Below are 24760 nucleotides of genomic sequence, written 5' to 3'. Positions count from 1 at the left end.
CGCGACACTGGCGTCGTGAGGACATACGGCCAGTACTGCCCCATCGCTCGTGGCGCCGAGATCTTCGCCGAGCGCTGGACGCCGCTGATCATCCGCAACCTGTATCTGGGGTGCGGCAGCTTCAGCGAGATCCTGGAGGGCGCGCCCGGGCTCTCCCGCACCATGCTCTCGCAGCGGCTCAAGCAGCTCGAACGATTCGGCATCGTCGAGTCAGCACCCAAGCCGGACGGGCGCGGGCGCCATTACGAGCTCGCACCCGCGGGTCACGACCTCTTCAAGGTCTGCGTGTCGCTCGGCGAGTGGGGTGCCGCCTGGCTCGAGATCGCCCCCGAGCACCTCGATCCCTTCGTGGCCCTGTGGTCGATGTGCAACATGCTCCACCGAGACCGGCTCCCGGGTCCGCGCGTCGTCGTCCGGTTCGACTTCACCGGTCGCCAACGCCCCGAGCGGTACTGGCTGCTGATCGAGCACGGCGACACCGAGATCTGCAAGACGTACCCCGGCCTGGACGAGGACCTCTACATCACGGCGGAAGCCGAAGCCTTCGTCAAGTGGCACGCCGGCCAGCTCAGCTGGGCCGAAGCCACCCGCAACCGCCGCATCCAACTCCACGGCCCCTCGTCGCTCGTCCGAGCCTTCCCCACCTGGAACGCCCGCAGCGCCTTCGCCCACATCAAGCCGGTCTCCCGGACCGCTCCGAGCTCGGCAGCCTGACACCTTCAACCCCGACTGGGGTGATTCGTTGGGTGAACAATCGACGGCACCAACTGGCCCCGGGTTCAGATCCGCTCACGGATATGCCGAGGAGGTGGGCGAGCGCTAGGGGCCGTAGGCGGTGAGGAACCGGTCCCGGAAGGTATCCATCGGCCAGACCGGTGCGCCGGCGTCCGGCCGCAGCCCGCCCCGCCAGCCCCAGTCCGCCACCCGAGCCGTCACGGCCGGGTCGGCGGCGATGATACTCACCGGCACGTCGCGGCTCGCCCCCTCGCCGGAGACGATGCTGGCCGGCTGGTGGTCGCCGAGGACGACGAGGACCAGGTCCCGGTCGTGGAGTTGCTGTACGAACGAGGTCAGGGCGTCGAGCGAGTAGGCGATGGACTGTGCGTAGGCGGCCTTCACACGGTCCGGGTCCCGCCACACGTCGTCCGGCGAGTCGCCCTCGGCCGGCATCGGGTCGAAGACCGAGCCGTCGCCGACCCGGCTCCAGTCGACGAGCCGGGGGAGCGGTGCCCAGGGCGTGTGGCTTGAGACCAGGTCGACCTCGGCCATGACGGGAGCGCGATTGGGCTTGTCCAGCTCCAGGCGCTGGAGCGCGGCCAGGGTGTATTGGTCAGGCATCGAGGCGTAGCTGAACTGTGGCCCGGCGTACCCCACGTTCCGGCGGTCGTAGACCTTGTCGTAGTGGTAGTACGCCTTCGCCACCGGCCAGTCCTCGTCGTTGGACGGTACGTCGGCGATGGTCCGCCAGCCCGCGCGACCGAACGCGTCGGTGAGGGTGAGCCGGTCGAGGGTGACGAGGTGGTCGTACCGCCGCTGGTTGTCCACCCACAGCCCGGACTGAAGGGTGGAGTGGGCCAGCCAGCTGAGGCCGCCGAAGGTCGACGAGGTGAGGAAGCCGCTGCGCGAGGAGAAGCCGGCCTGCTTCAGCCGCCGGTCCCCGGCATCGAGCGCCGACTCGACGACGGGGGAGTCGAGCGCGGTGCGTCCGTAGCTCTCGACGAAGACCAGGAGCACGTCCTTGCCCCTCAGGCCGGCCAGCAAGTCGTCGTCCGGGGTGCCGCGGAAGGGATCCTGCTCGAGCGCCCGCACGAACTCCCGCTGGTCGCGGAGGTCGTCACTGACCTGCGTGGCAAGCCGAGCCGCGGCGGTCGAGGCGATGCGTCCTGCTGGCTCCGGCTGGGCGCCGATCAGTGCGGGCACGATCGAGATCGCGGCCAGGACGGCCACGATCCGGATCGACGACCGCCGGTGTCTCGCCACGAGCCGGGTCAGGCGCACCGCTGACAGCGGCAGCAGGGCAAGCATGGCCACGCAGAGCAGTCCGGCTCCGATGAGGACTGCGACGGCGCCGGCGCGGCCGATCGAGTCGCCGAGCAGGCCCAGCGCGGAGCCGGCGTACGCCGTGTCGTAGACGGGGTGGAAGGGGCGGTCGAAGGCGAAGTAGAAACCTCTGTCGAGCAGCCGCAGGGTCGCCAGCACGCCGACGAGGAGACCGCCGATCAATGCGAGGATCCGCGTGAGTCTGCGCGGCAGCACCAGTACGAGGACGACGAACAGCAGACCCTCGAGCGGGATCCGAAGGAAGGCGGCCGGCGACATGTCGCCGGTGTGGTCCGGCACGAGGAGCGCAGCCCAGAGCAGGAGCACCGCCAGCGCCGAAGTCATGGCGGCGCGAGGGCCGGGCTGGCCTCCGGCCAGACGCCACAGCCCCCAGATGTGACGGCCGAACGACTCGGCCAGCAGTCCCAGTGCGATCAGCAGCACGACGGTGGTCACAGCATCGGGCAGGATGCCGGCCGCCGCGACGGTCAGCGCGATGCCCTCGATCGCGGCGACTACCTTGGCCCAGTAGCGGGGCGGGAGCGAACCGCGCAGCCACGGAAGCGCCCAGCCGGCGACCACGAACACGTAGCGGGCCGCACCTATCGCAAGCACCCACCAGCCCGTCGTCCGTGCGGCGTACACGCTCAGGACCAGGATCAGGAACGCGTCGACCTCCATGTCGAAACGCGCCCCGAACGCCGAGGCGGTGCCGGTACGCCGAGCGATCCGGCCGTCGATCCCGTCGAGGACCAGCGCCACCGTCGAGAGCGCCACGAGGGGCGCCACCCGTGCCTGGCCACCGAACGAGTCCGCCGTGAGCGCCGCGACCCCACACGCGAGGACCGCGCGAGCCAGTGTCACTTTGTCCGCCGGCGCTAGCCCGTCACGACGGTGACTCGCCATCGCGCGGGCGAGGAGGGCGGCAAGGCCGGCTCCGCAGGCAACGCCCGTCGCCCAGCCGTAGGTGTCGAGGCCGGTGGTCGCCGCGAGTACACCGAGGAGCGCGAGCAGGCAGACGAACCCTGCGAGCGGGCCGGTCTGGACCCCGCTGCGCACCCGACCCTGAACCCGATGCACGATGCCTCCGTATCTAGGGGTACGACAAGTCATACGGGAAAGGCGACGCTCCGGTTCATCCGGGGGAGAAGGAGGCTGCGGGTGCCGACAGAAGCACGCGCGTTCTGGATCCGCGAACCCGGCCGGGGCGAGATCCGCCCGGTCCGGCTGCCGGAGCCGGGCCCGGGCGAGGTGCTGGTGCGCACGCTGCGGTCCGGGGTGAGCCGGGGCACCGAGGCACTGGTGTTCCGCGGCGGCGTACCGGAGACCCAGTACGACGCGATGCGGGCCCCGTTCCAGGAGGGGGACTTCCCCGGCCCGGTGAAGTACGGCTACCTCAACGTCGGCATCGTCGAGTGGGGTCCGGACGAGCTGCGCGGGCGCACCGTCTTCTGTCTGTTCCCCCACCAGACGGCATACGTCGTGCCCATCGAGGCCGTGACAGTGGTCCCGGACGAGGTCCCACCGGAGCGGGCCGTTCTCGCCGGGACGGTGGAGACCGCGGTCAACGCACTGTGGGACGCCGCGCCACTGGTCGGCGACAGAATCACGGTCGTTGGCGCCGGCATGGTGGGGTGCTGCGTCGCCCGGCTGATCGGTGGCATACCAGCCACGAGGGTGACCCTCGTGGACGTCGACGAGACGCGCGCGGACACCGCGACCGCCCTCGGCGTCGACTTCGCGCTGCCAGAGGACGCGGCCGGGGGTCAGGACCTGGTGATGCACGCCAGCGCGACGTCCACCGGGTTGCAGCTCTCCCTGGACCTGCTCGCCGCGGACGGCACGGTCGTCGATCTCAGCTGGTACGGCGACCGGCAGGTGCAGCTGTCCCTCGGTGGCGCCTTCCACTCCGGACGTCTGGGCATCCGCGCCAGCCAGGTCGGCGTCGTTGCGGCGGCCCGGCGCGGACGGCGTACTACCGCCGAGCGGCGCGCGCTCGCGCTGGACCTGCTCCGCGACCCGTCCTTCGACGCGCTCCTCACCGGCGCATCCCGCTTCGACGAGCTGCCCGACGTGATGGCCCGACTGGCCTCCGGCCAGCTGCCCGCGCTCTGCCACACGCTGACCTACGACGAAGGGTAGGACCGATGTTCAGTGTCACCGTCCGCGACCACATGATGATCGCGCACAGCCTCCGCGGCGAGGTGTTCGGCCCAGCGCAGCGCCTGCACGGAGCGACGTTCGTCGTGGACGCGACCTTCGCCCGGGAGGAGCTCGACTCCGACGACATCGTGGTGGACATCGGCCGGGCCGCCGAGGAGCTGCGCGGCGTTCTTGCGGACCTCAACTACCGCAACCTCGACGAGGTGCCTGAACTGGCCGGCCGAAACACCACCACGGAGGTCCTCGCCAGGCTGATCGCGGACCGGCTCGCCGACCGTGTCGCGGCCGGCGGACTAGGGGAGTCCGCGAGCGGGCTGGCCCGGATCGCGGTGACGCTGGGCGAGTCGCCCATCGCCTCGGCGGGCTACGAGCGGTCGTTGTGACAGAGGTGCACGTCGTGGTCCCGGACGGGATCAACGACCCGAGTCGGCCGAGCGGTGGCAACGTGTACGACCGCCGGGTCTGTCGCGGGCTCGTGGCGCTCGGCTGGTCGGTCCACGAGCACGCCGTGGCAGGCCAGTGGCCCCTGCCCGACGCGGCGGCCCGCTTGGCCGTGGCTGCGGCGCTGGCCCGGGTACCGGACGGCGGACAGGTGTTGGTCGACGGCCTGCTGGCGTCCGTGGTCCCGGAGGTGCTGGAGCCGGAGGCCGACCGGTTGCGGCTCGTCGTACTGCTGCACATGCCGCGGGACGAGCCACGCGAGGTCGCCGCGCTGTCGGCGGCGTCCGCGATCGTGGCCACGAGCGACTGGACCCGAGGGTGGCTGCTGGACAACTACGCGCTGCCCGAGGATCGCGTGTACGTCGTGCGGCCGGGCGTCGACGTCGCCGACGTGGCACCGGCATCGCCGTCCGGCGGTCGGTTGCTCTGTGTCGGAGCCATCACCCCGCTCAAGGGCCACGATCTCCTGCTCGATGCGCTGGCCACCGTCGACGACCCGGCCTGGCGATGCGTCTGCGTCGGCTCAGTGGAGCTCGATGTGGATTTCGTTGAGATGCTGCGCCGACAGGCCGAGGACAGTGGGCTCGGCGACCGGGTGTGCTTCACCGGCCCGCTCACGGACGCCGCACTCGAGCGCGCCTACGCGGAGGCGGACGCGCTGGTGCTGGCCTCGCGGGCTGAGACCTACGGCATGGTCGTCATCGAGGCGCTCGCCCGTGGGCTGCCGGTCGTGGCCACGGAGGTCGGGGGCGTGCCGGAGGCTCTCGGCCACGCCGCCGACGGCAGCCGGCCCGGCCTGCTGGTCGCGCCGGGCGACCCACAGGCTCTCGCGCAGGCTCTCTGTCGGTGGCTGGGTGACCCCCGAGAGCGCGCGCGGCTGCGCGTGGCGGCCAGGTCCCGGCGACTGACGCTGTCCGACTGGTCGCAGGCCTCACGCGAGCTGTCGGCCGTGCTGACGGAAGTCGCCGGGTGAACGGATGAACCAGCGGCAGGTGATGGCCGTGTCACTGTCAAGGGGCCCAACTAGGAGATCGGAGCCGCCATCAGCCGACGCATCTGGACCTGGGCGCGCCTGGCGGGCGGCGCGGCGATCCTCGCTGTTCTCGTTTGGCGGGTGGGCGCCGGCCCGTTGGTGGACGGGCTCCGACTGACGACCGGATGGGCGCTCGCCGCCGCCCTGGCGATCACGTCGCTGACCACGTTGTGCTGTGCGTGGCGCTGGAGGCTGGTCGCGGGCGGGCTCGGCGTCGGGATGCCGCTGAGGACCGCGGTGGCTGCGTACTACCGGTCCCAATTCCTCAACGCCACGCTGCCCGGCGGAGTGGTGGGCGACGTCCACCGGGCCGTGCGCCACGGGCGCGACCTCGGCCACCTGGGCCGGAGCCTGCGGGCCGTCGCGTGGGAGCGGGCGTCGGGGCAGGCGGTACAGCTGGTGCTTACAGTCGGCGTGTTGCTCCTCCTGCCCTTGCGCTCAGGCTCGCTTCTTCTCCTGGTCGCCTGTCCGGTCGCGGTCGTCGCCGGTGTCGCGCTGGTCGCCGTAGCTCTGCGCCTGGACCCGCGTCGCCTCCCGGCCCGGATCGCACGCGCCGTCACTACCGACCTCCGCGACGCGGTCCTCGCGCGGCGGGCCTGGCCGGGCATCCTGCTCGCCTCCGTCGTCGCCGTGCTCGGCCACGCCGCCGTGTTCCTGGTCGCGGTGCGCGCGACCGGGACACACCTGTCGCTGGGTCGGCTGCTGCCACTGGCACTGGTCGTGCTGATGGCGTCGGCGGTACCGACGAACATCGCAGGCTGGGGCCCGCGCGAGGGTGCTGCCGCGTGGGCGTTCGGCTCGGTCGGGCTGAGCGCGGCGCAGGGCGTCACCGTCGCGGTGGTGTACGGCGTGCTCGCGCTGGTCGCCACCCTGCCCGGAGCCGTCGTCGTGCTGGTTGGGCGTCGGCGCGCCCGCGACAGTGTGCGCGGCCCGACCGAGGCGCAGCCCGAGCGAGTCGGGAGCGGTGTCGATGCCTGATCGCCCCTACACCCTGCTCAGCTGCGGCATGTCGATCGACGGCTACCTCGACACTGCCACCGACGAACGACTGCTGCTGTCCAACGATGCCGACCTCGACCGGGTCGACGCCGTGCGCGCGCGCAGCGACGCGATCCTCGTCGGCGCCGCCACGGTCCGCAACGACAACCCCCGGCTGCTGGTGCGGGCCCGGGCCCGCCGCGCCGAACGCGCCGCCCGGGGCCTGCCGCCGACACCGATCAAGGTGACCGTCACCAGCCGGGTCCGGCTGGACCCGCGCGCCGATTTCTTCGTCACCGGCGACACCGAGAAGCTCGTCTACTGCCCCAGCGACGCCGTGGCCGAGGCTCGTTGCCGGCTCGGGGCGGTGGCCACGGTCGTCGACGGCGGTCGGCGGGTCGACATGTGCCGGATGAGCGAGGACCTGCACGTGCGCGGCGTGCGACGGCTGATGGTCGAGGGGGGCGGGAATGTGCACACCCAGTTCCTCACTGCCGGCCTCGCGGACGAGCTGCACCTGGTCGTGGCGCCGTTCTTCGTGGGCGACTCCCGGGCGCCGCGGTTCGTCGGCGACGGACGCTTCCCGTGGAACCCCGACCGCCACGCGCGGTTGGCGGAGGTGCGCAGGATCGGCGACGTCGTACTCCTGGTCTACGCGCTCTCGGAGCGTTTCTGCCAGGACTGAAGCAAGACCAAAGGAGAGCACGATGCACTTGCCCACGGCGACCATCCGTACCCAGATCATGCTGCCGCTGCGGTTCGCCGACGGGTTCGGCACGACCGCACGCGTCTACTCCTTCGACGGACTCGCCGACGGGCGTGAGCATCTGGCTCTCGGCCTCGGCGACCGGGCGGCGGCGGTCTGCGTGGGCACGGGGGCACCGCCGCTGGTCCGGGTCCACAGCGAGTGCTTCACCGGCGACGTACTCGGGAGCGAGCGGTGCGACTGCGGGCCGCAGCTGCTCGAGGCTGTCCGGCGCATCGAGGAGAGCGGCGGGTTCCTGCTGTACCTGCGCCAGGAGGGCCGCGGCATCGGTCTGTACGCGAAGCTAGACGCGTACGCGCTGCAGGACGCCGGCCTCGACACGTACGACGCCAACCTCGCGCTGGGTTACGCCGAGGACGGGCGCGACTACACGGTCGCGGCCCAGATGCTTCGTGCCCTGGGCGTGGACCGGGTCGCCCTGCTGAGCAACAACCCGGACAAGGCGGGCCAGCTGGACCGGCTCGGGGTGACCGTCGCGGAGCGGGTGCCGACCGGCATCCACCTCAACGCGACGAACGCGCGCTACCTGGCCACGAAGGCCCGACGAGGCGCACACACGCTCGACCTCCCGTTCGGCGAACGGCTCGACGCAGAGGCGTAGGCCAGTTCACCGGCCGCGCGGGACGTCAACTCGGCCGCGCCAGCAGATCCTGGTGGTGCACGGTGACGGACAGCCGGCCGGCGGCTGCCTCGGCCAAGCGTCGCCTTGCGTACGGGACGGCCTCGGCGCCCAGCTCCGGTCGTTGCTCGCATGCCGCGGCCAGCCAGCCGGTGAACCACTCAGCCGCTAGAGCGGCCTGACCGGACGCGAGCCGCCACGGGCTTGGGCGGACCAGGACGTCGATGCCCAGCCGGGTGAAGCCATCCACCGCGGCGCCGACCGCGTCGGGACCGAGCAGCCTTCCGGCGCCGGTTGTGCGTCGCTGGTGGGCATTGAACGCGTCGGAGACGCTTTGGTCGAACGGATCGGTCGGTGTGAGTTCGACGCGACCGGTGACGCTGAGGGCGATCAGCACAGGGCAGCCCGACCCGGCACAGGTGGCGACGAGTCGTCCGAGCTCCTCTGCGGTCATCATGTCCAGCAGCGCAGAGGCAGTGATGAGGGCTGCGCCCGCCAGCTCCCCGGGCTTCAGCCGCGTGATGTCGCGCCGACGGGTTTCTATGGTGACCGGGGTGCGGTCGGAGGCCTCGCCCGGCGGGTCCGCGGCGGCGAGTGTGAGCAGCTCGGCGTCGCGGTCGTACATGACCCAGTGTTGGGGTCCGGTCAGCTGCACGGCGAGCCAGCGGGCCATCGACCCGGTACCGCAACCGAGGTCGTGAATGGCCGCGCCGCCGTCGGTCGGCAGGTACGACCGGACCTCCTCGACGAGCTCGGGCGCCCGGGCTGCCGCGTCGGCCGGCTCCCGCAACCTCAGCCACTCCGAGCTGGCCCGGACCTGTCCGGTCGTCATATCACCTTGCCTCCAGTAAACGGGGACGCTAGCAACGTTCGTAGAACGTCTGTAACCATAGACGCGCGAGGCGCGCTGCTCACGGTTCGAAGGGGAGCGGCGGTTTGGCCTGATGGCTCAGGTCGCGCTGCTCGCGCCGCACTCGGGATGACCGTCGGCCTGAGTCGGTTCGGGCTGGTCTCGTCATATCGGTGAGGTGTACTGCTTGGGTATGCCCTTTCGTCGCCGTTCCGCACTGACAGGAAAATGACGCCCCAGCTGCCACCTCCTGCACGCCGCGACAATTCGCATCAAGGTGGCGGGCCTAACGTCCTGACGGTCAAAATGCATTCGCACGCGGATGCCATAAAGCAGGATGAGCGTGCTCATTTCGACCGGGCCTTGCGGCGGGCCCGGCTGTCGGCGTACGCAACTGGTGAGTTCGTCGGTCAGGAAAGCTTCATGCGCGCCAGCGAAATCCTGTCCTTGGCCGTTGAAGCCGGTATCGCGCCCGGGGTTTCCGTGCTGGACCTGTGCTGCGGAATGGCCGGACCAGGACGGTTGATCACTCGGGAACTGGGATGCACCTATGTCGGAGTGGACTCCAACTCCGGGGCCGTTGACATCGCGCGCGAGCGCGCCGGCAACCTTGGCTGTCGCTTCGAGGTCTCCCGGATCCCCCCGGTGCCTCGTGGCCCCTACGACGTGGTGGTACTGCTGGAAACCATGCTCGCTTTTCCCGACAAGCAGGCCCTGCTAAGCGAGATATCCTCGGCGCTGAAGCCAGGCGGGCGCTTCGCCTTCACCATGGAGGAGGGTCAACCCCTGACGGAGGCGGAACGGGCAAGCATGCCCGACGCCGACACCGTATGGCTCATTCCCCTGCCGGACATGCTCTCCTGCCTGGAGCGGGTCGGGCTGCGGGCTCGCTGGCAAACCGAGTGCAGTCAATCCCACCGTGCCGTGGTCGACTCGTTGATCAATGCGTTTGCCGCCGATGCGCCGAACATCGCCGCGCATGTCGGACGCCACGCCCTGGATGAATTGCTGGCCGCCCATCGGCTCTGGAGCGACTGGCTGCGGGCAGGACGAGTGCGAAAGTTCGCCTTCATCGCCGAGAAGCCACAGGTGCCATGAGGAGAGTCGCGGATGTCCGACTGTTGCGCCATCGCTGATCGGGAACGGCGTGCCCGGGGCCGCGGCTCCTGGGCACCGATCGGCGCGGACGACTACAGCTGTCGGCCTGCACAACCTTGGTTCGAACGGTTCGTGCACACCTTACGCACACCAGGGTCTGGACCTGCGCGGCAAGCCGCCTTCCCAAGACCCTGGCCGAGTTCGATGTCGCGATTTCCGCCGCGGCGATCGAATGGCTCCTCCGAACCCGTTCGCGCCGGCGCTCACAGAGGGGTGGACCATGCACAGGCTGGCTCGCGGACGGACAGCGGGCGGGAGCGCTGATCCTCGGAGTGATCGACAACTCAGCTGTTGCGCGGCGATCTGCTGGTAACGCCGGCCGTGTCGGGTGGGCCTATTGAGATGTGAAGGAGAACAGCGTGCGTACGGGCACCGCGGAGCCCGCCGATCTCGTAGTGCTGGCGCGTGCGGCAATGGAGGGTGACAAGGCGTCCCGGGACACGCTGATGGCAGCGGCACGGCCGTTGATGCTGCGGTGGGCTGCCCGCCTGGTTGATGATCCTGCGGTCGTCGAGGACGTCGTCCAGGATGCTTTGATCGAGGTACACCGCACCCTCGCGGGCCTACGGGAGCCCGAAGCCGTGGCCGGCTGGCTGCACCTGGCTGTGCGCAAGCACGCCGACCGGCACCGGCGCCGACGTCAACCGGGACGGCTCCTGGACTTCGACCTGCAAGGGGATGCTGCCGTGGGCTCACGTCCGATCGATCCGGCAGACCTGGCCGAGCGGACCGAGGATCGTGCCGTGGTCCGGCGTGCACTCGCCCTGGTGAAGGACACCGACCGGTTGTTGCTGGTGCTGCGCTACTACGGCGACTGGCCGGAATCCGACCTCGCCGTACTTCTCGGCATCCGCGGGGGAGCCGTGCGCAAGCGGCTGTACGACGCCCGCCGTCGGCTGCGCGTCGAGCTCGCCACCCGGTCCTCCGTCACACCACTCGTTGCCGCGACCGACCCCTGGGAGATGCTCATGACTGATGTACGCGCCCTGCTAGGTGCTATGTACGACCTCGACGACCCGATGCCCGCGCTGCCGCCGGGCAGGCCACCGCTGTCCCGTCCGGAATCACCCGGCCGGCTGGCCACAGAGATAAAGGTCCTCGACACCCTCGTGCCGCTGCCGCGAGGCGGAGTTGTCGACCTGACCGGCCCTATCGGCACCGGCCACCTGATGCTAGTCGCCGAGATCCTGCACAACCTGACGGCCGGAGGTTCCGCCGCTCTGGTGGCTGTCACCTCTGCTGAACGCTCTCCGACCGGGGCATCGGCCCGGCTGTGGAAGCTTCTCGATGCGCAGGCCCCGGCGGCCGAGTACACCGCGGTCGTCTGTGCCCCTGCGGGGCGGGAGGCCGAGGCGGTGGGCCTGGCGGAGAGGTTCGCCGGCTGGCTGGCTCATGGAGGGGTGACGGTGCTGTTGGCCGTTGACGAGATTGTCGCGGAGCGGACCGGGCCTGGGCTGTTCGACGGTGCGGTCGGCCTTTGCGACGGCGGCCCCGGTGCGGTGACCGGGCTGCGCGTCGCTGCGCACGCTGCCGGTGCCGCACCCGCAGCGCCGTGGCCTGGCTCGGATGCCGAAGTCCGGTTGGGAACCGCCGAGATGGTCGTCGGGCAGCTCCCGGCCGTTGACGTCCTCGCCTCCCGCTCAGCACTGCTCGACGGCGACGCCCTGCCCTTGGAAGAACGCACCACCGCCCACGAAGCCCGCGCCCTGCTGGCCCGCGCAGCACGGATCCGCGACTTCCTGACCCAGCCCCTGGAGGTGACGGAAGCGGCCAGCGGGACGCCGGGCGAGGCCGTCCCACCCCAGGAATCGATCACGGGTTTGGCGCGATTGCTCGCATGAGCCCATCACGAGCGAGGAGGAGCGGCCGTGGGGCTGCTCCTCCGTCGCTCTAGTCAGGCGTCAGCTGGGAACGGCACGCCGGTGTTGCTGTGGCACCTGTAGCCGTTGGGATTCTTGGCCAGGTACTGCTGGTGGTAGCAATACCGGCCAGGCGATAGAAGATCGGATCCCCTGCTACGCCTCACTCACTCGCTTTGGAAGGGCTGCACAGATACTGCGTCAACGTGATCTCAGTCGTCCTGCTCCGGGTCGAACATGAACTTGCGGACGTCCTGAGCGCAGCGGCAGGCGACCGCGATCTTCGCGGCCCACTCCAAGGCGGCCTCGCGGGTGGGTACGTCGACGATCATCCCGCCGCCGATGAGCTCCTTGCTCTCCGGGAAGGGGCCGTCGGTGATCGTCCCGTCGATCTCCACCACGGCGTGCTCCACGTCGTCGTCGTCGTACCTCAGCCCGCCGCCGAAGATGAACACGCCGGCGTCCTTGGCCTCCTGGACCACCGCGTGGGACGCCTTGCCCACGTCGGCAAAGTCCTCCTCGGGGATGTGGTCCATCGCGCCCTTCTCGAACGAGATCAGGTACTTCGGCATCTCATCACTCCTTGTCCCGGGCAGCCTCCTTCGGCCACCTATCACCCGTACTACGAACGCCGCGCTCCGGATCCGACAGGCTACCGACAGAAATTCTCACCGGACCTCCGCCAGGCGCAGTCGAGCGTCGGCACCTGGCCTAGCGACCAGTTCCACGGCTAGCACCGAAACCCTCGGGGCCAGATAGAACGACCTCCATCCGCCAAGCGGTTCGGGTTGGCGCAACCAACCCAACAGGTGAGTGCGGGTGGGGTGTTACCGGTTGTCTGCCGGGAACGGTTCGCCGGTGTTGCTGTGGCAGCGGTAGCCGTTGGGGTTCTTGTAGAGGTACTGCTGGTGGTAGCTGTTCCGTCGAGGCGATAGAAGACCTCGGGCTGGAGCTTTCTCCGCGGTGGGGCAAGGAGTAACGTCCTAAGGCAGGACTGTGGACCGCGACGCGAGGGAGCCGCCGCCCATCTGACTGGCGGGGATGCGTCGCCAAGGAGGTCGCTGCAGCTGCGGCCCCGGCCCATCGCGGCTGTATGTCGGCCACCAAGTTCAAACGTATGTGGTGGGCACGCAACCCTTGCCGCGTCGCACCGCCGGGGGGTCATCGTGCGAGTAATCACCAGTCAAAGGGCCGCTCTCCGAGTGCCAGCGCCAACACCACACCGACCATTTCGATTCGCGGCCATTGGGGTTCGCGCGGTGTGCTCAGTGGCACCCGTCGTGCTGTTGGCTGCGGCCCTGCTGGTCGGCTGCTCCGCCGACGTCACCGTTGGGGGCGACACGGTCGATTCGGACCGGACGGCGGACGCTGTCGGCAAGTACCTGCGCGAACTGGTGCCCGAGGTGCAGGTTGGAAGCGTCACCTGTCCCAAAGAGGTGAAGGTCGCCGAGGGCGCGAGTTTCCAGTGCACCGCCGAGGTAGCGGGCAGCCAACTGCCGGTAACCGTGACCCTGAGTCATGTGAAAGATGGCGATTACACCTACGAGCTCAAACCATCCAAGGCGCTCATCGACAGCGGCAAGGTCACAGCCGAGATCAAGTCGAGGCTGCCGGCGCAGGCCGCAGCTGCCACCGTCGACTGCGGCACGCCGCGCGTGCGGGTCGTCGAGGTCGGGAGGACGATCCCGTGCACCATTTCCTTGGGGAGCAAGCGCCAGGTCGTACGGACCGTGGTCGACAACCTTGACGGGACAGTGCACTTCGAGCCGGCCACGGTCTGGCCGGTGACGCCGCCGAAGTCTTCGACCGGCAAGATCGGCGACACGCTGACGGTCTACGACGAGGCGGGTGACGCCCAGCTCGAGGCCACCGTCACGCGCCTGAAGTTCTCTGTGGGCGACGAGTTCGACCGCCCCGAGCATGGCCTGTACTTGGGCGCGTACGTGAAGCTACGCGCACTCGCGGACGGGCAGGACCTTGTGGAGATAACCGCGCTGGTGGGCGGCCGCAGCTACAGCGGGGACGCGATCATCACCTCGACCGCGTTCGATCCGCCCCTGGATCCGGTGATCCTCGACAAGGGCGAGCAGGCGTCCGGCTGGCTGGTGTTCGACGTCCCCGCCCGGCACGGCCAGCTGGTGATGCATGACGTGGGCGGGCACCAGCTAGCGGCCTGGAAGTACTGAGAGCGCCAGGACTCGAAAGAGTCCTGGCGCTCTGGGCCGGCTGTCAGCTCTCGGCCGGGAACGGTACGCCTGTGTTGCTGTGACACCTGTAGCCGTTCGGGTCCTTCGACGGGGACAGGTACTGCTGGTGGTAGCGATGATGGCGAGGCGATAGAACAGGTCGGGTTACTGCGCTCGCCAGATGAACATCAGGCAACCCGGGGCACGGCTACACGCCCTGACCGGTGGATTTCTCGAACCACACGCGGTCGGCAGTGCCCACGGCCATCGTCTCATCGACGTACTGCCGGTCTGACCGGGTGAGGAATCGGAGATCGGCGTTCATGATCTCCCGGTACGCCGCCGGCGTTTCGCCGGTGCGGTCGGCTGCACCTCCGTTACGGATCCAGTCGGCCACGGCGTTGCCCTGGTCACGGACGGAGTTCCACCGCCCGCGGGTCATCGGCCCCATGCCTGCCTCGATCGTCGCAACCACCGCCGGTGGCGTCTCCGGCCAGGAGCACCAGTTACTCACCACTTCGACCAGGCCCAGCGTGAGCGCGTGGTCGAGCTTGGCACTGGGCTCGTGGTCGAGATTGGCACCCGCCAGGGCCTCTTCGGTGATGGCGAGGGCGGTCATCACTGGAGCCGCGTCACCCTGCTCAATCGCTGGACACAGCCGATGCTGGGCGAGGTGCCCGAGTTGCAAGTGCGGCGTGGGAGCGTCGGCGAGGGAGGGCCGGAACCAGCGCAGGCTCTTGGACAGGCGTCGGAGTACGACTTCGGTGGGGTCGGTCGGGCGGCGAAAGATGCTCACCGGCCAACCTTATGGGGCAACACTCGGTGAGCTCGTGATGGCCGCCGGCCAGCTACGGCGCTCAGCCTCCAAGGCCGAGAAGGCCGTCGCCCGGAGACGACCGAGGGCACCACCGCGAAGGTGGTGCCCTCAGTCTTCAGTCTGCTGTTATGCGTCGGCCGGGAACGGGACGCCGGTGTTGCTGTGGCACCTGTAGCCGTTCGGCACCTTGTGCAAATACTGCTGGTGGTAGCCCTCGGCGTAGTAGAACGTGCCGACGGGGGCGATCTCGGTGGTGATGTCGCCGTAGCCGAGGGGCTTGATGACCGGGGCGTAGAGGTCGCGGGTGCGCTCGGCCTCGGCCTTCTGCTCTTCGGTGGTGTAGTAGATCGCCGAACGGTACTGGGATCCCAGGTCGTTGCCCTGGCGCATGCCCTGTGTCGGGTCGTGCGTCTCCCAGAAGACCTTCAGCAGGTCGGTGAAGGTGGTCTTGGTCGGGTCATAGACGACCCGGACGGCCTCGGTGTGACCCGTGCGGCCGGTGCAGACCTCCTCGTACGACGGGTACGGCGTGTACCCGCCCGCGTAGCCGACGGCGGTGGTGTAGACCCCCGGCTGCTGCCAGAAGATCTCCTCGGTGCCCCAGAAACAGCCGGTACCGAACCACACCTCGGCGAACCCCTCGGGGGCCGGTGCGGTCTGCGGCGTACCGAGCACGATGTTCTCCGCCGGTACGGCGAATCCGGGCTGGGGCCGGCCGGGCAGGGCGGCCTCGGGCTCGACCAGGGCTGTCTTGCGGTTGAAGAACGACATCTCACGCCTCTCGCAGAATGACTCTCATAGTCTCCCAACGCGACGCCGCGGGTGAACCTTCCCCCGGCCGATTACGGGGCGTTTACGTCAAGCGATCATCGCGGCGGTACGGCGAGCCGGCGGCCCCGCGGCAAGTGCCCCATAGGACAGAGCCAGCCGCTGTACTGCGTCACGCAGCGTGTCCGGGTCCAGGGTGTACGGCAGCCGCAGGAAGGACTCCAAACCACCATCGGGCGAGAACCGTGACCCAGCGACGACCAGTACTCCGTTCCGCTGCGCCACCCCGACCAGGCTGGAACCCACCGGCTCGGGCAACTCGCACCACAGGGACAACCCGCCGCCGGGAAGCTCGAACCGCCACGACGGCAACGCAGTACGGAGTGCGGAAGCCAACGCGTCCCGACGCACCGCCAGGTCGGCCCGGCGCTCGGGCAGGATCTCGGAGCGAGAAAGCAGCAACCGCGAGACAACGAGCTGCTCGAGCACGGGAGCACCGAGGTCCATCGAGGCGCGGGCGTCGAGGATGCGCGCGACCAGGGTCTCCGGGACCCGCAGCCAGCCGATCCGCAGACCGCCCCAGAACGACTTGCTCACCGAGCCGACCGTGATCACGCCGCTCGGGTCGAACAGCGCGAACGGCGGCGGCGTCTCCTGACCGTCGAGCGACAGCTCGAACAGGGTCTCGTCGATGATCGCGGTGGTCCGGCTGCGCGCGAAGGCGATCGCCAGCCGTTGCCGGTCGGCGGCGGACATCAACCACCCGGTCGGGTTCTGGAAATCCACCACCAGCCAGGCGGCTCGCGGCGCCGACTGCCGGATCGTTGCCTCCAGCAAGGGAAGGTCCCAGCCGTTCGGGCTCATCGGGGCGGCCACCACCCGGCAGCCGCTGCGCCGGATCGCGTCGACCGAGTTCGGGTGGGTCGGGCTCTCGGTCAGCACCCGGTCGCCGATCTGCGTCATCGCCCGGATCGCGATCGAGGTCGCAGCCAGCGCGCCGGCGGTGACGATGATCTGGTCCGGCGAGGTCGGCAACCCCCGTGCCTCATAGGAGGCGGCGATCTGCTCGCGAAGCTGCGGCAGCCCCTGCGGGTGGTAGCCGGGCGTCGCCAGGTGCCGAGGGAGATCCTCCATCGCCTCGGCGACCGCAGTACTGATCCCCGGTACTGCGGGCGACGCGGCGCAGGTGAAGTCGTAGAGCCCGTCCGTGTCGATCCCTGGCGCATGGTGGCGCCCGAGCTCGGGCTCGACCTTGGACGGCAGCGAGGTGACACTGCCGGAACCACGGCGGCTGGTGAGATACCCGCGGTCGCGCAGTTCCCGGTACGCCGAGGCGACCGTGGTACGGCTGACCCCGAGCGCGTCGGTCAACTCGCGCTCACTGGGCAGCCGTGCGCCCGGCATGATCCGCCCGTCCGCGATCAGCAGCCGGAGCCGGTCGGCCAGCGCGCGATACGCCGGTCCGGCTGTGTCGGACCAGGTGCCGAGCAGACCGTTCAAGGTGCTCGCGGGGAGATGTTGCCCTGTCATGCAGTCCACTATTGCTTAATTGGCTATCGAGCACCAGGCCAATCGGCCGCAGACTGGGACGTGTGACCGCCACTTCTGAAGCCGTGCCCGCCCAGCGCAGGCAGTTGGCCGCCCTGAACCCGATCCAGCAACTGCAGGCAGGCCAAGTCCCGCGCCGCCTGGTCCAGCTCTACCTGGGACTGATCCTGTACGGCGCCTCGATGGGCCTGATGATCCAGGGCAACCTGGGCCTGGACCCGTGGGATGTCCTGCACTCCGGCATCACCAAGCACCTGGACGTCAGCTTCGGCACGGTCGTGATCGCGATGAGCTTCGTCGTGCTGCTCGCGTGGATCCCGCTGCGGCAGTGGCCCGGCTTCGGCACGATCAGCAATGCCATCGTGATCGGCCTGGTCACCGACCTGACGCTGACCACCGTCGCCCGGCCGGACGAGCTGTGGCTGCGAGCGGTCTTCATGGTCGCCGGGATCGTGGTGAACGGCCTGGCCGGCGCGATGTACATCGGCGCCCAGTTCGGGCCCGGTCCGCGCGACGGCCTGATGACAGGACTCGTACGGCGGACCGGGCTCAGCGTGCGGCTGGTTCGTACCACGATCGAGGTGATCGTGCTCGGGATCGGCTGGCTGCTTGGCGGTGTCGTCGGCCTCGGGACAGTCGCCTACGCGCTGGCGATCGGGCCGATCGTTCACGTCCTGCTGCCGCTCTTCACCGTGAAGCTCAGCGTGCCAGCGGTTCCAACTCCTTCTCCTCAGCCTCAGGAGCAGCCTGAAGCTTGAGCTTGCGCGGCCACCAGGCGCGCGGGCCAAGCAGCGCGATCACGCTCGGCACCAGGAAGATCGACATCACGAACGCCGAGATCGCGATCCCTGCGGCGACCGAGAATCCCATCTCCGTGAGCAGCGCCATCCCGGCGAGCATCAGCGACGAGAACGTGCCCGCCAGGATCAACCCGGCCGCAGCCACCGACGGCCCGCCGTGTTCGATCGCCAGGTCCGCGGCCTCCCGTGGACTCGTACCACGTTCGGCCTCCTCCCGCAGCCGGGCGATCATCAGGATGTTGTAGTCGGTGCCGATGGCAACGACGAACAGGTAGAGCATGATCGGCAGCGAGAACGTCACGCCGGGGTGCCCGGCCGCGCCCTGGAACACCAGCACGGTCGCGCCGGTGGTGCTGAAGAAGCTGAGCACCACCGCGACCATCAGCAGCAGCGGCGCCAGCAGGCTCCGCAGCAACAGCGCCAGGATGATCGCGATCAACCCGCCCGCGACCGGGAAGATCACCGACAGGTCGCGGCTGTTGGCGTCCCGGATGTCGGTGTAGCTCGCGCTGACCCCTCCGAGCAGCGCGGACGTACCGGCAGGAGCCTCGGCGTGCGCGGTGTCCCGGAGCGCGCCGTCTACCAGATCCAGCGCCGATTTCGCGTACGGCGGGTCCGCCAGTACGACGTTGATCTGCGCGACGGTCTTGTCTGGATTGAGTAGCGCCAGTGATCCGTCGGGGGCGGCCGGGAGTACCGAACCGACGCCGTCCACCTTCGCCAGCTTCCCGGCGTACGACTGCAGCTCGGCGGGGTTCAGCGGCGTACCGTCGGTGCTCCGCAGGTAGACGGTGGTCGGGTTGAGCGCGCCGGCCGGGAAGCCTGCCTGCAGGTCCTTGACGGCGCGAGCGGACTCAGTGTCCTTCGGGAGTTGGCTGAAGGCGTCGTAGTCGACCTTCATCCCGAGCGCACCGAGCGCGAGGGCCACCATCAGGCCACCCGAGATCAGCGCGACCACGGCGGGACGGCGGGCGGTGAATCGGCCGAATCGCTTGAACATCGCGCCCTTCGGCGTCTTCTGCCAGGACTTCGACGGCCAGAACACCTTCGGGCCGAGCAGCGAAACGACGGCCGGGATCAGCGTGATCGCGGCGAACGCCATCACCGCGACGGCGATCGCGAGGCCCGGACCGAGGCTCTTGAAACCGCCGAACACGGCCAGCAGCAACGCGCTGAACGCCACCACGATGGCGCCGGCGGCCGACACGATCACCTCGGAGACGCGGGCCGTCGCGGAGACCAGTGCCTCCTTCGGCTGCTCGCCGGCGCGGAGGCGTTCGCGGTACCGGAACAGCAGGAACAGGATGTAGTCCGTGCCGACCCCGTAGAGCACCACGGTCAGGATGGTCTGCAGATCCTGTGTCACCTGGAGGCCGAACGCCTTCGCCGCCAGCGCGATCAGGCCGGGCGCGATCGCGCTGACCAGGCCGACCGTGAGGATCGGCAGGAACGCGGCGACCGGGCTGCGGTAGATGAACAGCAGCAACCCGATGATCAACACGACGGTGGCGATACCGACCACCACGAAGGCGTTGTTGAAGGCGTCCTGGTTGTCGAGGAAGAGCGCAGCGTCACCGGTCACGCCGTACTGGAGTCCGCTGTCGGCGACGGCGGGTCCGGTCAGGTCGCGGACGTGCTGCACCGCGTCGAGCACGGCTTGGTCGTCCGGCAGACCCTTCAGCCCGACGCTGATCAACTGGACCTGCTTGTTGGGCGAGACCGCCTGCGGGCCGGTCACGGCACCAGTGACCCGGTCGATCTTCGCGGCGGCGATCTTGCTCGCGAGGTCGGCGGCCTTCGCCTGGTCGGCCGCGGTCAGCGCACCGCCGTCGCCCCGCTTGATCACGATGCTCGCGGTCGCGTCGTTGGTCTGGCCGAACGCGTCGGCGGCGAGTTTCTGCGCCTGGACCGACTCGTAGGAGTCGGGCAGGAAGCTCGCCTGGTCCTTGTTGGTGACATCCGCGAGCGTCGGCGCGAACGCCAGCACGGCGATGGCCGCGATCACCCACGCGGCGATCACCTTCCAGGGATTGTGGACGACGAATCGTCCGAGCTTCGTGAACACGCGACCCCTCCTGATTCACTGTCTACCTGCCGGTCGGTAGGTAGACTACCTGCCGCCCGGTAGGCAAGAGAAGTGAGAAGGTGGTGACGTGCAGCACGAGACGAGTCCCCGCGACGGGACCAGAGACCGGGCCCGGGACACCAAGTCCGAGATCCACCAGGCGGCGCTCGAGCTGTTCTCCAGTCGCGGCTACGAGAAGACGAGCCTGCGCGAGATCGCCGAACAGGTCGGCATCACCAAGGCGTCGCTGTACTACCACTACTCGTCCAAGCAGGACCTGCTGAAGGCGATCATCGGCACCTTCCTGGCCGACATCCAGCAGGTGCTGACGCTCGTCGACCAGGTCGAGTGGTCGCCCGAGTCCGAGCGCGAACTGCTCGGCGCCTACCTCGACGTGGTGATCAAGCACCGCGCGACAGGCCCGACGGTACTGCGGGACGTCGCGGCCGTGCTCGCGGCCTTCGGCGAGGACCTGGAAACGCTGATCGACCGCAGCAGGAACTTCCAGCTCTGGCTGGCAGGCCCCAACCCGACTGCCAAGGACCGCGTCCTCGCGGCAGCCTCGGTCGAGGTCATCGGCGCCGCCCTGGCCGCCGGCACGGACCAGACCGAGCTCAGCGACGCCGAACTCCGAACAGTCCTCCTAGACGCCGCCACCGCAGTACTAGCCCGCCGCTCCACCCCCACCGAGTCCAAGCTCTAACAGGCGCCATTGTGGACGGGCTGCTCGGCCGGATAGGACCAGGCCTTACGCTGGTCCGGTGAATCACGAACACCAGTACGGCTTCGAGACGCTTGCCATCCACGCCGGGAACGAGCCCGACCCCACCACCGGAGCGGTGGTGCCGCCGATCTATGCGACCAGCACCTACAAACAGGATGGTGTCGGGGGGCTCCGCAACGGCTACGAGTACTCCCGGTCGGCCAACCCGACGCGGACCGCGCTCGAGGAGTGTCTGGCCGCGATCGAGGCGGGCACCCGGGGCTTCGCCTTCGCCAGCGGTCTCGCGGCCGAGGACACCCTGATCCGCTCGCTCTGTGTGCCGGGTGACCACGTGGTCTTCCCCAACGACGCGTACGGCGGCACGTTCCGGCTGTTCTCCAAGGTGCTCGGCGCCTGGGGTGTCGAGATGACCCCGGCCGCGGTGACGCACCCGGACGCGATCCGGGCCGCGATCCGCCCGGGCAAGACCAAGGTGGTCTGGCTCGAGACACCGACGAACCCGCTGCTGAACGTGGCCGACATCGCGATCGTGGCGCAGATCGCGCACGAAGCCGGCGCCCTGCTGGTCGTCGACAACACCTTCGCCTCGCCGTACCTGCAGCAGCCGCTCGAGCTGGGCGCCGACGTGGTCGTGCACTCGACCACGAAGTACATGGGTGGGCACTCGGACGTGGTCGGCGGCGCGCTGATCGTCCGCGACGCGGAACTGGCCGAGAAGATCGCCTTCCACCAGAACGCGATCGGCGCCGTCGCCGGCCCGTTCGACTCCTGGCTGGTGCTGCGCGGCATCAAGACGCTCGGCGTCCGGATGGACCGGCACAGCGACAACGCGGAGAAGGTCGTCGAGTTCCTGCAGCGCCACAAGGACGTCACCTCGGTGCTCTACCCGGGCATCGACGGCCACCCCGGCCACGAGACCGCCGCCAAGCAGATGAAGCGGTACGGCGGGATCGTGTCGTTCCGGGTCTCCGGCGGCGAGCAGCACGCGATCGACATCTGCAACAAGGCGGAGATCTTCATCCTGGGCGAGTCGCTCGGCGGCGTGGAGTCGCTGATCGAGCACCCGGGCAAGATGACGCACGCCTCGGTCGCGGGCACTCCGCTGGAGGTCCCGGCCGACCTGGTCCGGCTCAGCGTCGGCATCGAGACGATCGACGACCTGCTGACGGACCTCGACCACGCGCTGTCCTGACCCGTGAGCCTGGTGGTTGCGGTCGACTTCGGGTCGACCTTCACCAAGGCGATCGCGGTGGACGCCGGCTCGGGTGACCTGGTCGCCCGGGCCGAACACCGCACCACCGTCGATACCGACGTGATGGACGGCTGGCATGCCTGCCGTACTGCGTTGCTGGCGGCGGACTCCGGCGTCGCCAAGGCCGAGGTGCTCGCCTGCTCGAGTGCGGGCGGGGGACTGCGGATCGGTGTCGTCGGCAACGAGGAACTGGTCACCGCGGAGGCGGGCCGCCGGGTCGCGTTGTCCAGCGGCGGCCGGGTGGTTGCCGTGGTCAACGGTGGGCTGACGGCAACGTCGTTGAAGCAGTTGCGGGCCGAGCGCCCCGATGTTGTGCTGCTCCTGGGCGGCACGGACGGCGGCAACTCGGCGGTGATCACCCAGGCCGCGTCGGTGCTGGCGAAGTACCGGTGGCGTCGTCCGGTGGTGACGGCCGGCAACGTCGAGGCGCAGGCGTCGATCGCGGAGATGTTGTCGGAGGCAAGCGTTCCGCACGTGCTCGCGGACAACGTGGTGCCGGAGATCGGCGTGTTCGCCCCGGACAGCGCGCGGGCCGCGATCCGCGAGATGTTCCTCGCCCACGTGATCGGCGGGAAGAACCTGTCCCGCGATCCAGGCTTCGCCGCGATGGTCCGCGCCGCGACGCCGGACGTCGTACTGCGGGGTGTCGAGGTGCTCGCCAAGCTGCACGGGGACGTCGCCGTGGTGGACATCGGCGGCGCGACCACCGACGTGCACTCGGTGATCGAACTGGACCCCGAGGACGCGAACCTCGGCCGCGAGGTGGTGGCGACCCACCCGGTCACCCGCACGGTCGAAGGCGACCTCGGCATGCGGTGGAGCGCAGTACCGGTGGTTGCCGCGGGAATCGAGGCCGGGCTGGTCTCCACGGATGACGCCGGGCTGGTTGAGGCCGCAATACGTCGACACGATGACCCGTCGTACCTGCCGGGCGGGGCGGTCGAGGCGTCGTACGATGAGACGTTGGCGCGGGTGGCCGCGACGGTCGCGCTGCGGCGGCACGCCGGGCGGCAGCGGGTGGTGTTCGGACCGGGTGGGCGCGTGATCGAGCGGTCCGGCAAGGACCTGCGCGAGGTCGACCTGCTGGTCGGGTCCGGGGGAGTGCTGCGGCACAACGGGCCCGAGGTGGCGGCCCGGATCCTCGGCTCGGTCGCTACCGGCGCCCAGGAGGAGGGCTGGCTGGTCCCTTCCGACGCTCGCACCTGCGTCGATACCGACTACGTCCTCGCAGGCGTCGGACTCCTCGCCGATCTTGATCCAGCAGTAGCTGAAGGACTAGCCGCCCACATTCATGGAACCGTAGACGCGGGGCATTAGCGCCGCGGACCATGTGTCCGCACGTCATCTCCGGCGCCCGGCCACATGGTCCGGGGCACTAGTCTCTGGAACAACTGAGACCCGGAGGTGCACCAGTGAGCGGACCGGACGAGCCGGTGGGGCGGGACGACTCGGCCGCGGTGCCGGAGGTCGGACACGACGAGTCGAGTCCCGTAGCGGACAACAGCGTCGCCGAGGAGCTCAGCGACACGGTCGTCCCGGACCCGGAGAAGCAGCTGGTGGCGGCGTCCAGCAAGGGGCCGGTGGATCTCGGGGTCACGCCGGGGATGCAGATCGCGAGTGCGTGGGCCTGGCGCTTCCTGGTGGTCGTGGCCGCGGTCGTGGTGATCGGCTGGGGGATGCGCTACTTCTCCGAGGTCGTCGTCCCGGTCACGGTCGGAGTGCTGCTGACCGCCTTGCTCATTCCTGTGACGCTGGGGTTGCACAAGTTGGGATTGCCGCGTGGCCCAGCCGCCGGCATCACCGTGCTCGGTACGATCGTCGTGATCGCCGGGCTGTTGACGCTGGTCGGTACGCAGATAGCGAGCCAGTTCGACCGCCTGTCGACGCAGGTCGGCGAGGGTGTGCAGAAGGTACGCGACCTGCTCCGGATCAACTTCGGGCTGTCCGAGCAGGACATCACCAACTCCTTGAACAACCTCCGCGAGTCCATCATGAGCGGCGGCGCGCTCGGTCAGCGCGCGGCCGAGGTCGGCACGACAGCGACCCACGTCGTGGCCGGGCTCTTCATCGCGCTGTTCTGCCTGTTCTTCTTCCTCTACCAGGGCGAGCAGATCTGGGCCTGGGTGGTCCGGCTGTTCCCGCGGCAGGCGCGCGAGAAGGCGGACTCGTCCGGGCGGAAGGCCTGGGTGTCGCTGACCGCCTTCGTCCGCGCCACCATCATCGTCGCGTTCGTGGACGCCTTCGGGATCGCGCTCGGCGCGGCGATCCTCGGCCTACCGCTGGTCAGCGCGATCGGGATCCTGGTCTTCGTCGGTGCCTTCGTGCCGGTGGTCGGCGCCCTGGTCAGCGGCAGCGTCGCCGTCCTGGTCGCGCTGGTCGCCAAGGGCCCGATCGTCGCGATCATCATGCTCGGCGTGGTGATCGGCGTGCAGCAACTGGAGGCACACGTGCTCCAGCCGTTCCTCCTCGGCCGAGCCGTCAGCGTCCACCCGCTGGCGATCATCCTGGCGATCGCCACCGGCGTAGTTGTCGCGGGAATCGTCGGCGCCCTGATCGCAGTACCAACCGCCGCCGTCGTCAACGCCATCGTCAACCACCTGGCCGGCAACGACGTAGACCCAGAACCCCCACGCCCCCTCCCACGCCGAAGACCCCACAGCCCACCCCCCGAACCAGCCGACCCCTCAACCTGA

The 24760-nt window shown here is 69.5% G+C and carries 22 protein-coding genes; 15 read left to right on the top strand and 7 right to left on the bottom strand.

Features of this window, described 5'->3' with window-relative positions; genetic code table 11:
• The first annotated feature begins 15 nt into the window (after positions 1–15).
• Positions 16–714, top strand: coding sequence for a winged helix-turn-helix transcriptional regulator (locus EV644_RS35580; protein ID WP_132194412.1), 699 nt, complete (start codon positions 16–18; stop codon positions 712–714).
• A gap of 105 nt (positions 715–819) precedes the next feature.
• Here the strand turns inward: EV644_RS35580 and EV644_RS35575 are convergent, their stop codons facing one another.
• Positions 820–3120: a CDP-alcohol phosphatidyltransferase family protein gene (locus tag EV644_RS35575; RefSeq protein WP_199240175.1), complete on the bottom strand. Its 2301-nt coding sequence runs from the start codon at positions 3118–3120 to the stop codon at positions 820–822.
• An 81-nt stretch (positions 3121–3201) separates the two neighbouring features.
• Between EV644_RS35575 and EV644_RS35570 the strand changes: the two genes are divergently transcribed.
• The 6 genes from EV644_RS35570 to EV644_RS35545 are packed head-to-tail and all read left to right on the top strand — an operon-like array spanning position 3202 to position 8022.
• The gene (locus EV644_RS35570; protein ID WP_132194416.1) at positions 3202–4182 is read left to right on the top strand and encodes a zinc-dependent alcohol dehydrogenase; all 981 of its coding nucleotides are present in this window, start codon (positions 3202–3204) and stop codon (positions 4180–4182) included.
• 5 nt (positions 4183–4187) lie between these two features.
• Entirely contained in the window at positions 4188–4586 is a 399-nt protein-coding gene (locus tag EV644_RS35565) for a 6-pyruvoyl trahydropterin synthase family protein (RefSeq protein WP_132194418.1), read from the top strand.
• Entirely contained in the window at positions 4583–5617 is a 1035-nt protein-coding gene (locus EV644_RS35560; protein ID WP_132194420.1) for a glycosyltransferase family 4 protein, read from the top strand. Before EV644_RS35565 ends, EV644_RS35560 begins: the two co-directional genes overlap by 4 nt.
• 57 nt (positions 5618–5674) lie before the next feature.
• Positions 5675–6655: a lysylphosphatidylglycerol synthase transmembrane domain-containing protein gene (locus tag EV644_RS35555; RefSeq protein WP_132194422.1), complete on the top strand. Its 981-nt coding sequence runs from the start codon at positions 5675–5677 to the stop codon at positions 6653–6655.
• Positions 6648–7340 carry a RibD family protein gene (locus tag EV644_RS35550; RefSeq protein ID WP_132194424.1) on the top strand — a complete coding sequence of 231 codons (693 nt, stop codon included), beginning with the start codon at positions 6648–6650 and terminating at the stop codon, positions 7338–7340. The genes EV644_RS35555 and EV644_RS35550 overlap by 8 nt, the downstream gene beginning before the upstream one ends.
• 22 nt (positions 7341–7362) lie before the next feature.
• Positions 7363–8022: a GTP cyclohydrolase II gene (locus EV644_RS35545; RefSeq protein WP_132194426.1), complete on the top strand. Its 660-nt coding sequence runs from the start codon at positions 7363–7365 to the stop codon at positions 8020–8022.
• Between the two features lie 25 nt (positions 8023–8047).
• Here EV644_RS35545 and EV644_RS35540 read toward each other — a convergent pair whose 3' ends face one another.
• Complete coding sequence (locus EV644_RS35540; protein ID WP_132194428.1) at positions 8048–8872, bottom strand: class I SAM-dependent methyltransferase; 825 nt, start codon at positions 8870–8872, stop codon at positions 8048–8050.
• Positions 8873–9118: 246 nt separating this feature from the next.
• Here EV644_RS35540 and EV644_RS35535 point away from each other — a divergent pair, with 246 nt between their 5' ends.
• The gene (locus EV644_RS35535) at positions 9119–9988 is read left to right on the top strand and encodes a class I SAM-dependent methyltransferase (RefSeq protein WP_199240174.1); all 870 of its coding nucleotides are present in this window, start codon (positions 9119–9121) and stop codon (positions 9986–9988) included.
• Positions 9989–10407: 419 nt separating this feature from the next.
• Positions 10408–11889 (top strand): sigma-70 family RNA polymerase sigma factor, encoded by a 1482-nt coding sequence (locus tag EV644_RS35530; protein ID WP_132194430.1) that lies wholly within the window; start codon positions 10408–10410, stop codon positions 11887–11889.
• 230 nt (positions 11890–12119) lie between these two features.
• Here EV644_RS35530 and EV644_RS35520 read toward each other — a convergent pair whose 3' ends face one another.
• Positions 12120–12479, bottom strand: coding sequence for a YciI family protein (locus EV644_RS35520; RefSeq protein WP_132194432.1), 360 nt, complete (start codon positions 12477–12479; stop codon positions 12120–12122).
• 696 nt (positions 12480–13175) lie between these two features.
• Between EV644_RS35520 and EV644_RS35510 the strand changes: the two genes are divergently transcribed.
• The gene (locus EV644_RS35510; RefSeq protein ID WP_158293014.1) at positions 13176–14093 is read left to right on the top strand and encodes a DUF4333 domain-containing protein; all 918 of its coding nucleotides are present in this window, start codon (positions 13176–13178) and stop codon (positions 14091–14093) included.
• Between the two features lie 208 nt (positions 14094–14301).
• Here the strand turns inward: EV644_RS35510 and EV644_RS35500 are convergent, their stop codons facing one another.
• The 3 genes from EV644_RS35500 to yczR form a co-directional block, all read right to left on the bottom strand.
• Entirely contained in the window at positions 14302–14712 is a 411-nt protein-coding gene (locus EV644_RS35500; protein ID WP_132194436.1) for a hypothetical protein, read from the bottom strand.
• Positions 14713–15036: 324 nt separating this feature from the next.
• Positions 15037–15681: a peptide-methionine (S)-S-oxide reductase MsrA gene (gene msrA / locus EV644_RS35495; RefSeq protein ID WP_132194438.1), complete on the bottom strand. Its 645-nt coding sequence runs from the start codon at positions 15679–15681 to the stop codon at positions 15037–15039.
• Between the two features lie 87 nt (positions 15682–15768).
• A complete protein-coding gene (gene yczR / locus EV644_RS35490) occupies positions 15769–17208 on the bottom strand; it encodes a MocR-like transcription factor YczR (protein WP_132194440.1) in 1440 nt (479 codons plus the stop codon).
• 62 nt (positions 17209–17270) lie between these two features.
• Here yczR and yczE point away from each other — a divergent pair, with 62 nt between their 5' ends.
• Positions 17271–17984 (top strand): membrane protein YczE, encoded by a 714-nt coding sequence (gene yczE / locus EV644_RS35485; protein ID WP_132194442.1) that lies wholly within the window; start codon positions 17271–17273, stop codon positions 17982–17984.
• On the opposite strand, the gene EV644_RS35480 is transcribed toward yczE, so the two are convergent.
• Complete coding sequence (locus EV644_RS35480; RefSeq protein ID WP_132194444.1) at positions 17926–20091, bottom strand: MMPL family transporter; 2166 nt, start codon at positions 20089–20091, stop codon at positions 17926–17928. The two genes, yczE and EV644_RS35480, sit on opposite strands and share 59 nt — an antisense overlap.
• An 88-nt stretch (positions 20092–20179) precedes the next feature.
• Between EV644_RS35480 and EV644_RS35475 the strand changes: the two genes are divergently transcribed.
• From EV644_RS35475 to EV644_RS35460, 4 genes are all read left to right on the top strand, one after another.
• Complete coding sequence (locus EV644_RS35475; RefSeq protein WP_132194446.1) at positions 20180–20794, top strand: TetR/AcrR family transcriptional regulator; 615 nt, start codon at positions 20180–20182, stop codon at positions 20792–20794.
• Positions 20795–20852: 58 nt separating this feature from the next.
• Positions 20853–22007: a cystathionine gamma-synthase gene (locus EV644_RS35470; RefSeq protein ID WP_132194448.1), complete on the top strand. Its 1155-nt coding sequence runs from the start codon at positions 20853–20855 to the stop codon at positions 22005–22007.
• A gap of 3 nt (positions 22008–22010) precedes the next feature.
• Complete coding sequence (locus EV644_RS35465; protein WP_132194450.1) at positions 22011–23384, top strand: glutamate mutase L; 1374 nt, start codon at positions 22011–22013, stop codon at positions 23382–23384.
• A gap of 95 nt (positions 23385–23479) precedes the next feature.
• Positions 23480–24760, top strand: a complete 1281-nt coding sequence (locus EV644_RS35460) for an AI-2E family transporter (protein WP_132194452.1) — start codon at positions 23480–23482, stop codon at positions 24758–24760.

Origin of the sequence: Kribbella orskensis (assembly GCF_004342085.1) — a bacterium.
Classification (GTDB): Bacteria; Actinomycetota; Actinomycetes; order Propionibacteriales; family Kribbellaceae; genus Kribbella; species Kribbella orskensis.
The sequence above is the reverse complement of the archived record's forward strand: the minus strand, read 5'-3'. Positions and strand labels throughout refer to the sequence as shown.

Excerpts from the sequence above, each read along its gene's own strand:
- EV644_RS35565 (WP_132194418.1), top strand. The coding sequence starts at position 4,188 with ATGTTCAGTGTCACCGTCCGCGACCACATGATGATCGCGCACAGCCTC.
- EV644_RS35550 (WP_132194424.1), top strand. The coding sequence starts at position 6,648 with ATGCCTGATCGCCCCTACACCCTGCTCAGCTGCGGCATGTCGATCGAC.
- EV644_RS35545 (WP_132194426.1), top strand. The coding sequence starts at position 7,363 with ATGCACTTGCCCACGGCGACCATCCGTACCCAGATCATGCTGCCGCTG.
- EV644_RS35540 (WP_132194428.1), bottom strand. The coding sequence starts at position 8,872 with ATGACGACCGGACAGGTCCGGGCCAGCTCGGAGTGGCTGAGGTTGCGG.
- EV644_RS35535 (WP_199240174.1), top strand. The coding sequence starts at position 9,119 with ATGACGCCCCAGCTGCCACCTCCTGCACGCCGCGACAATTCGCATCAA.
- EV644_RS35520 (WP_132194432.1), bottom strand. The coding sequence starts at position 12,479 with ATGCCGAAGTACCTGATCTCGTTCGAGAAGGGCGCGATGGACCACATC.
- EV644_RS35500 (WP_132194436.1), bottom strand. The coding sequence starts at position 14,712 with ATGACCGCCCTCGCCATCACCGAAGAGGCCCTGGCGGGTGCCAATCTC.
- msrA (WP_132194438.1), bottom strand. The coding sequence starts at position 15,681 with ATGTCGTTCTTCAACCGCAAGACAGCCCTGGTCGAGCCCGAGGCCGCC.
- yczR (WP_132194440.1), bottom strand. The coding sequence starts at position 17,208 with ATGACAGGGCAACATCTCCCCGCGAGCACCTTGAACGGTCTGCTCGGC.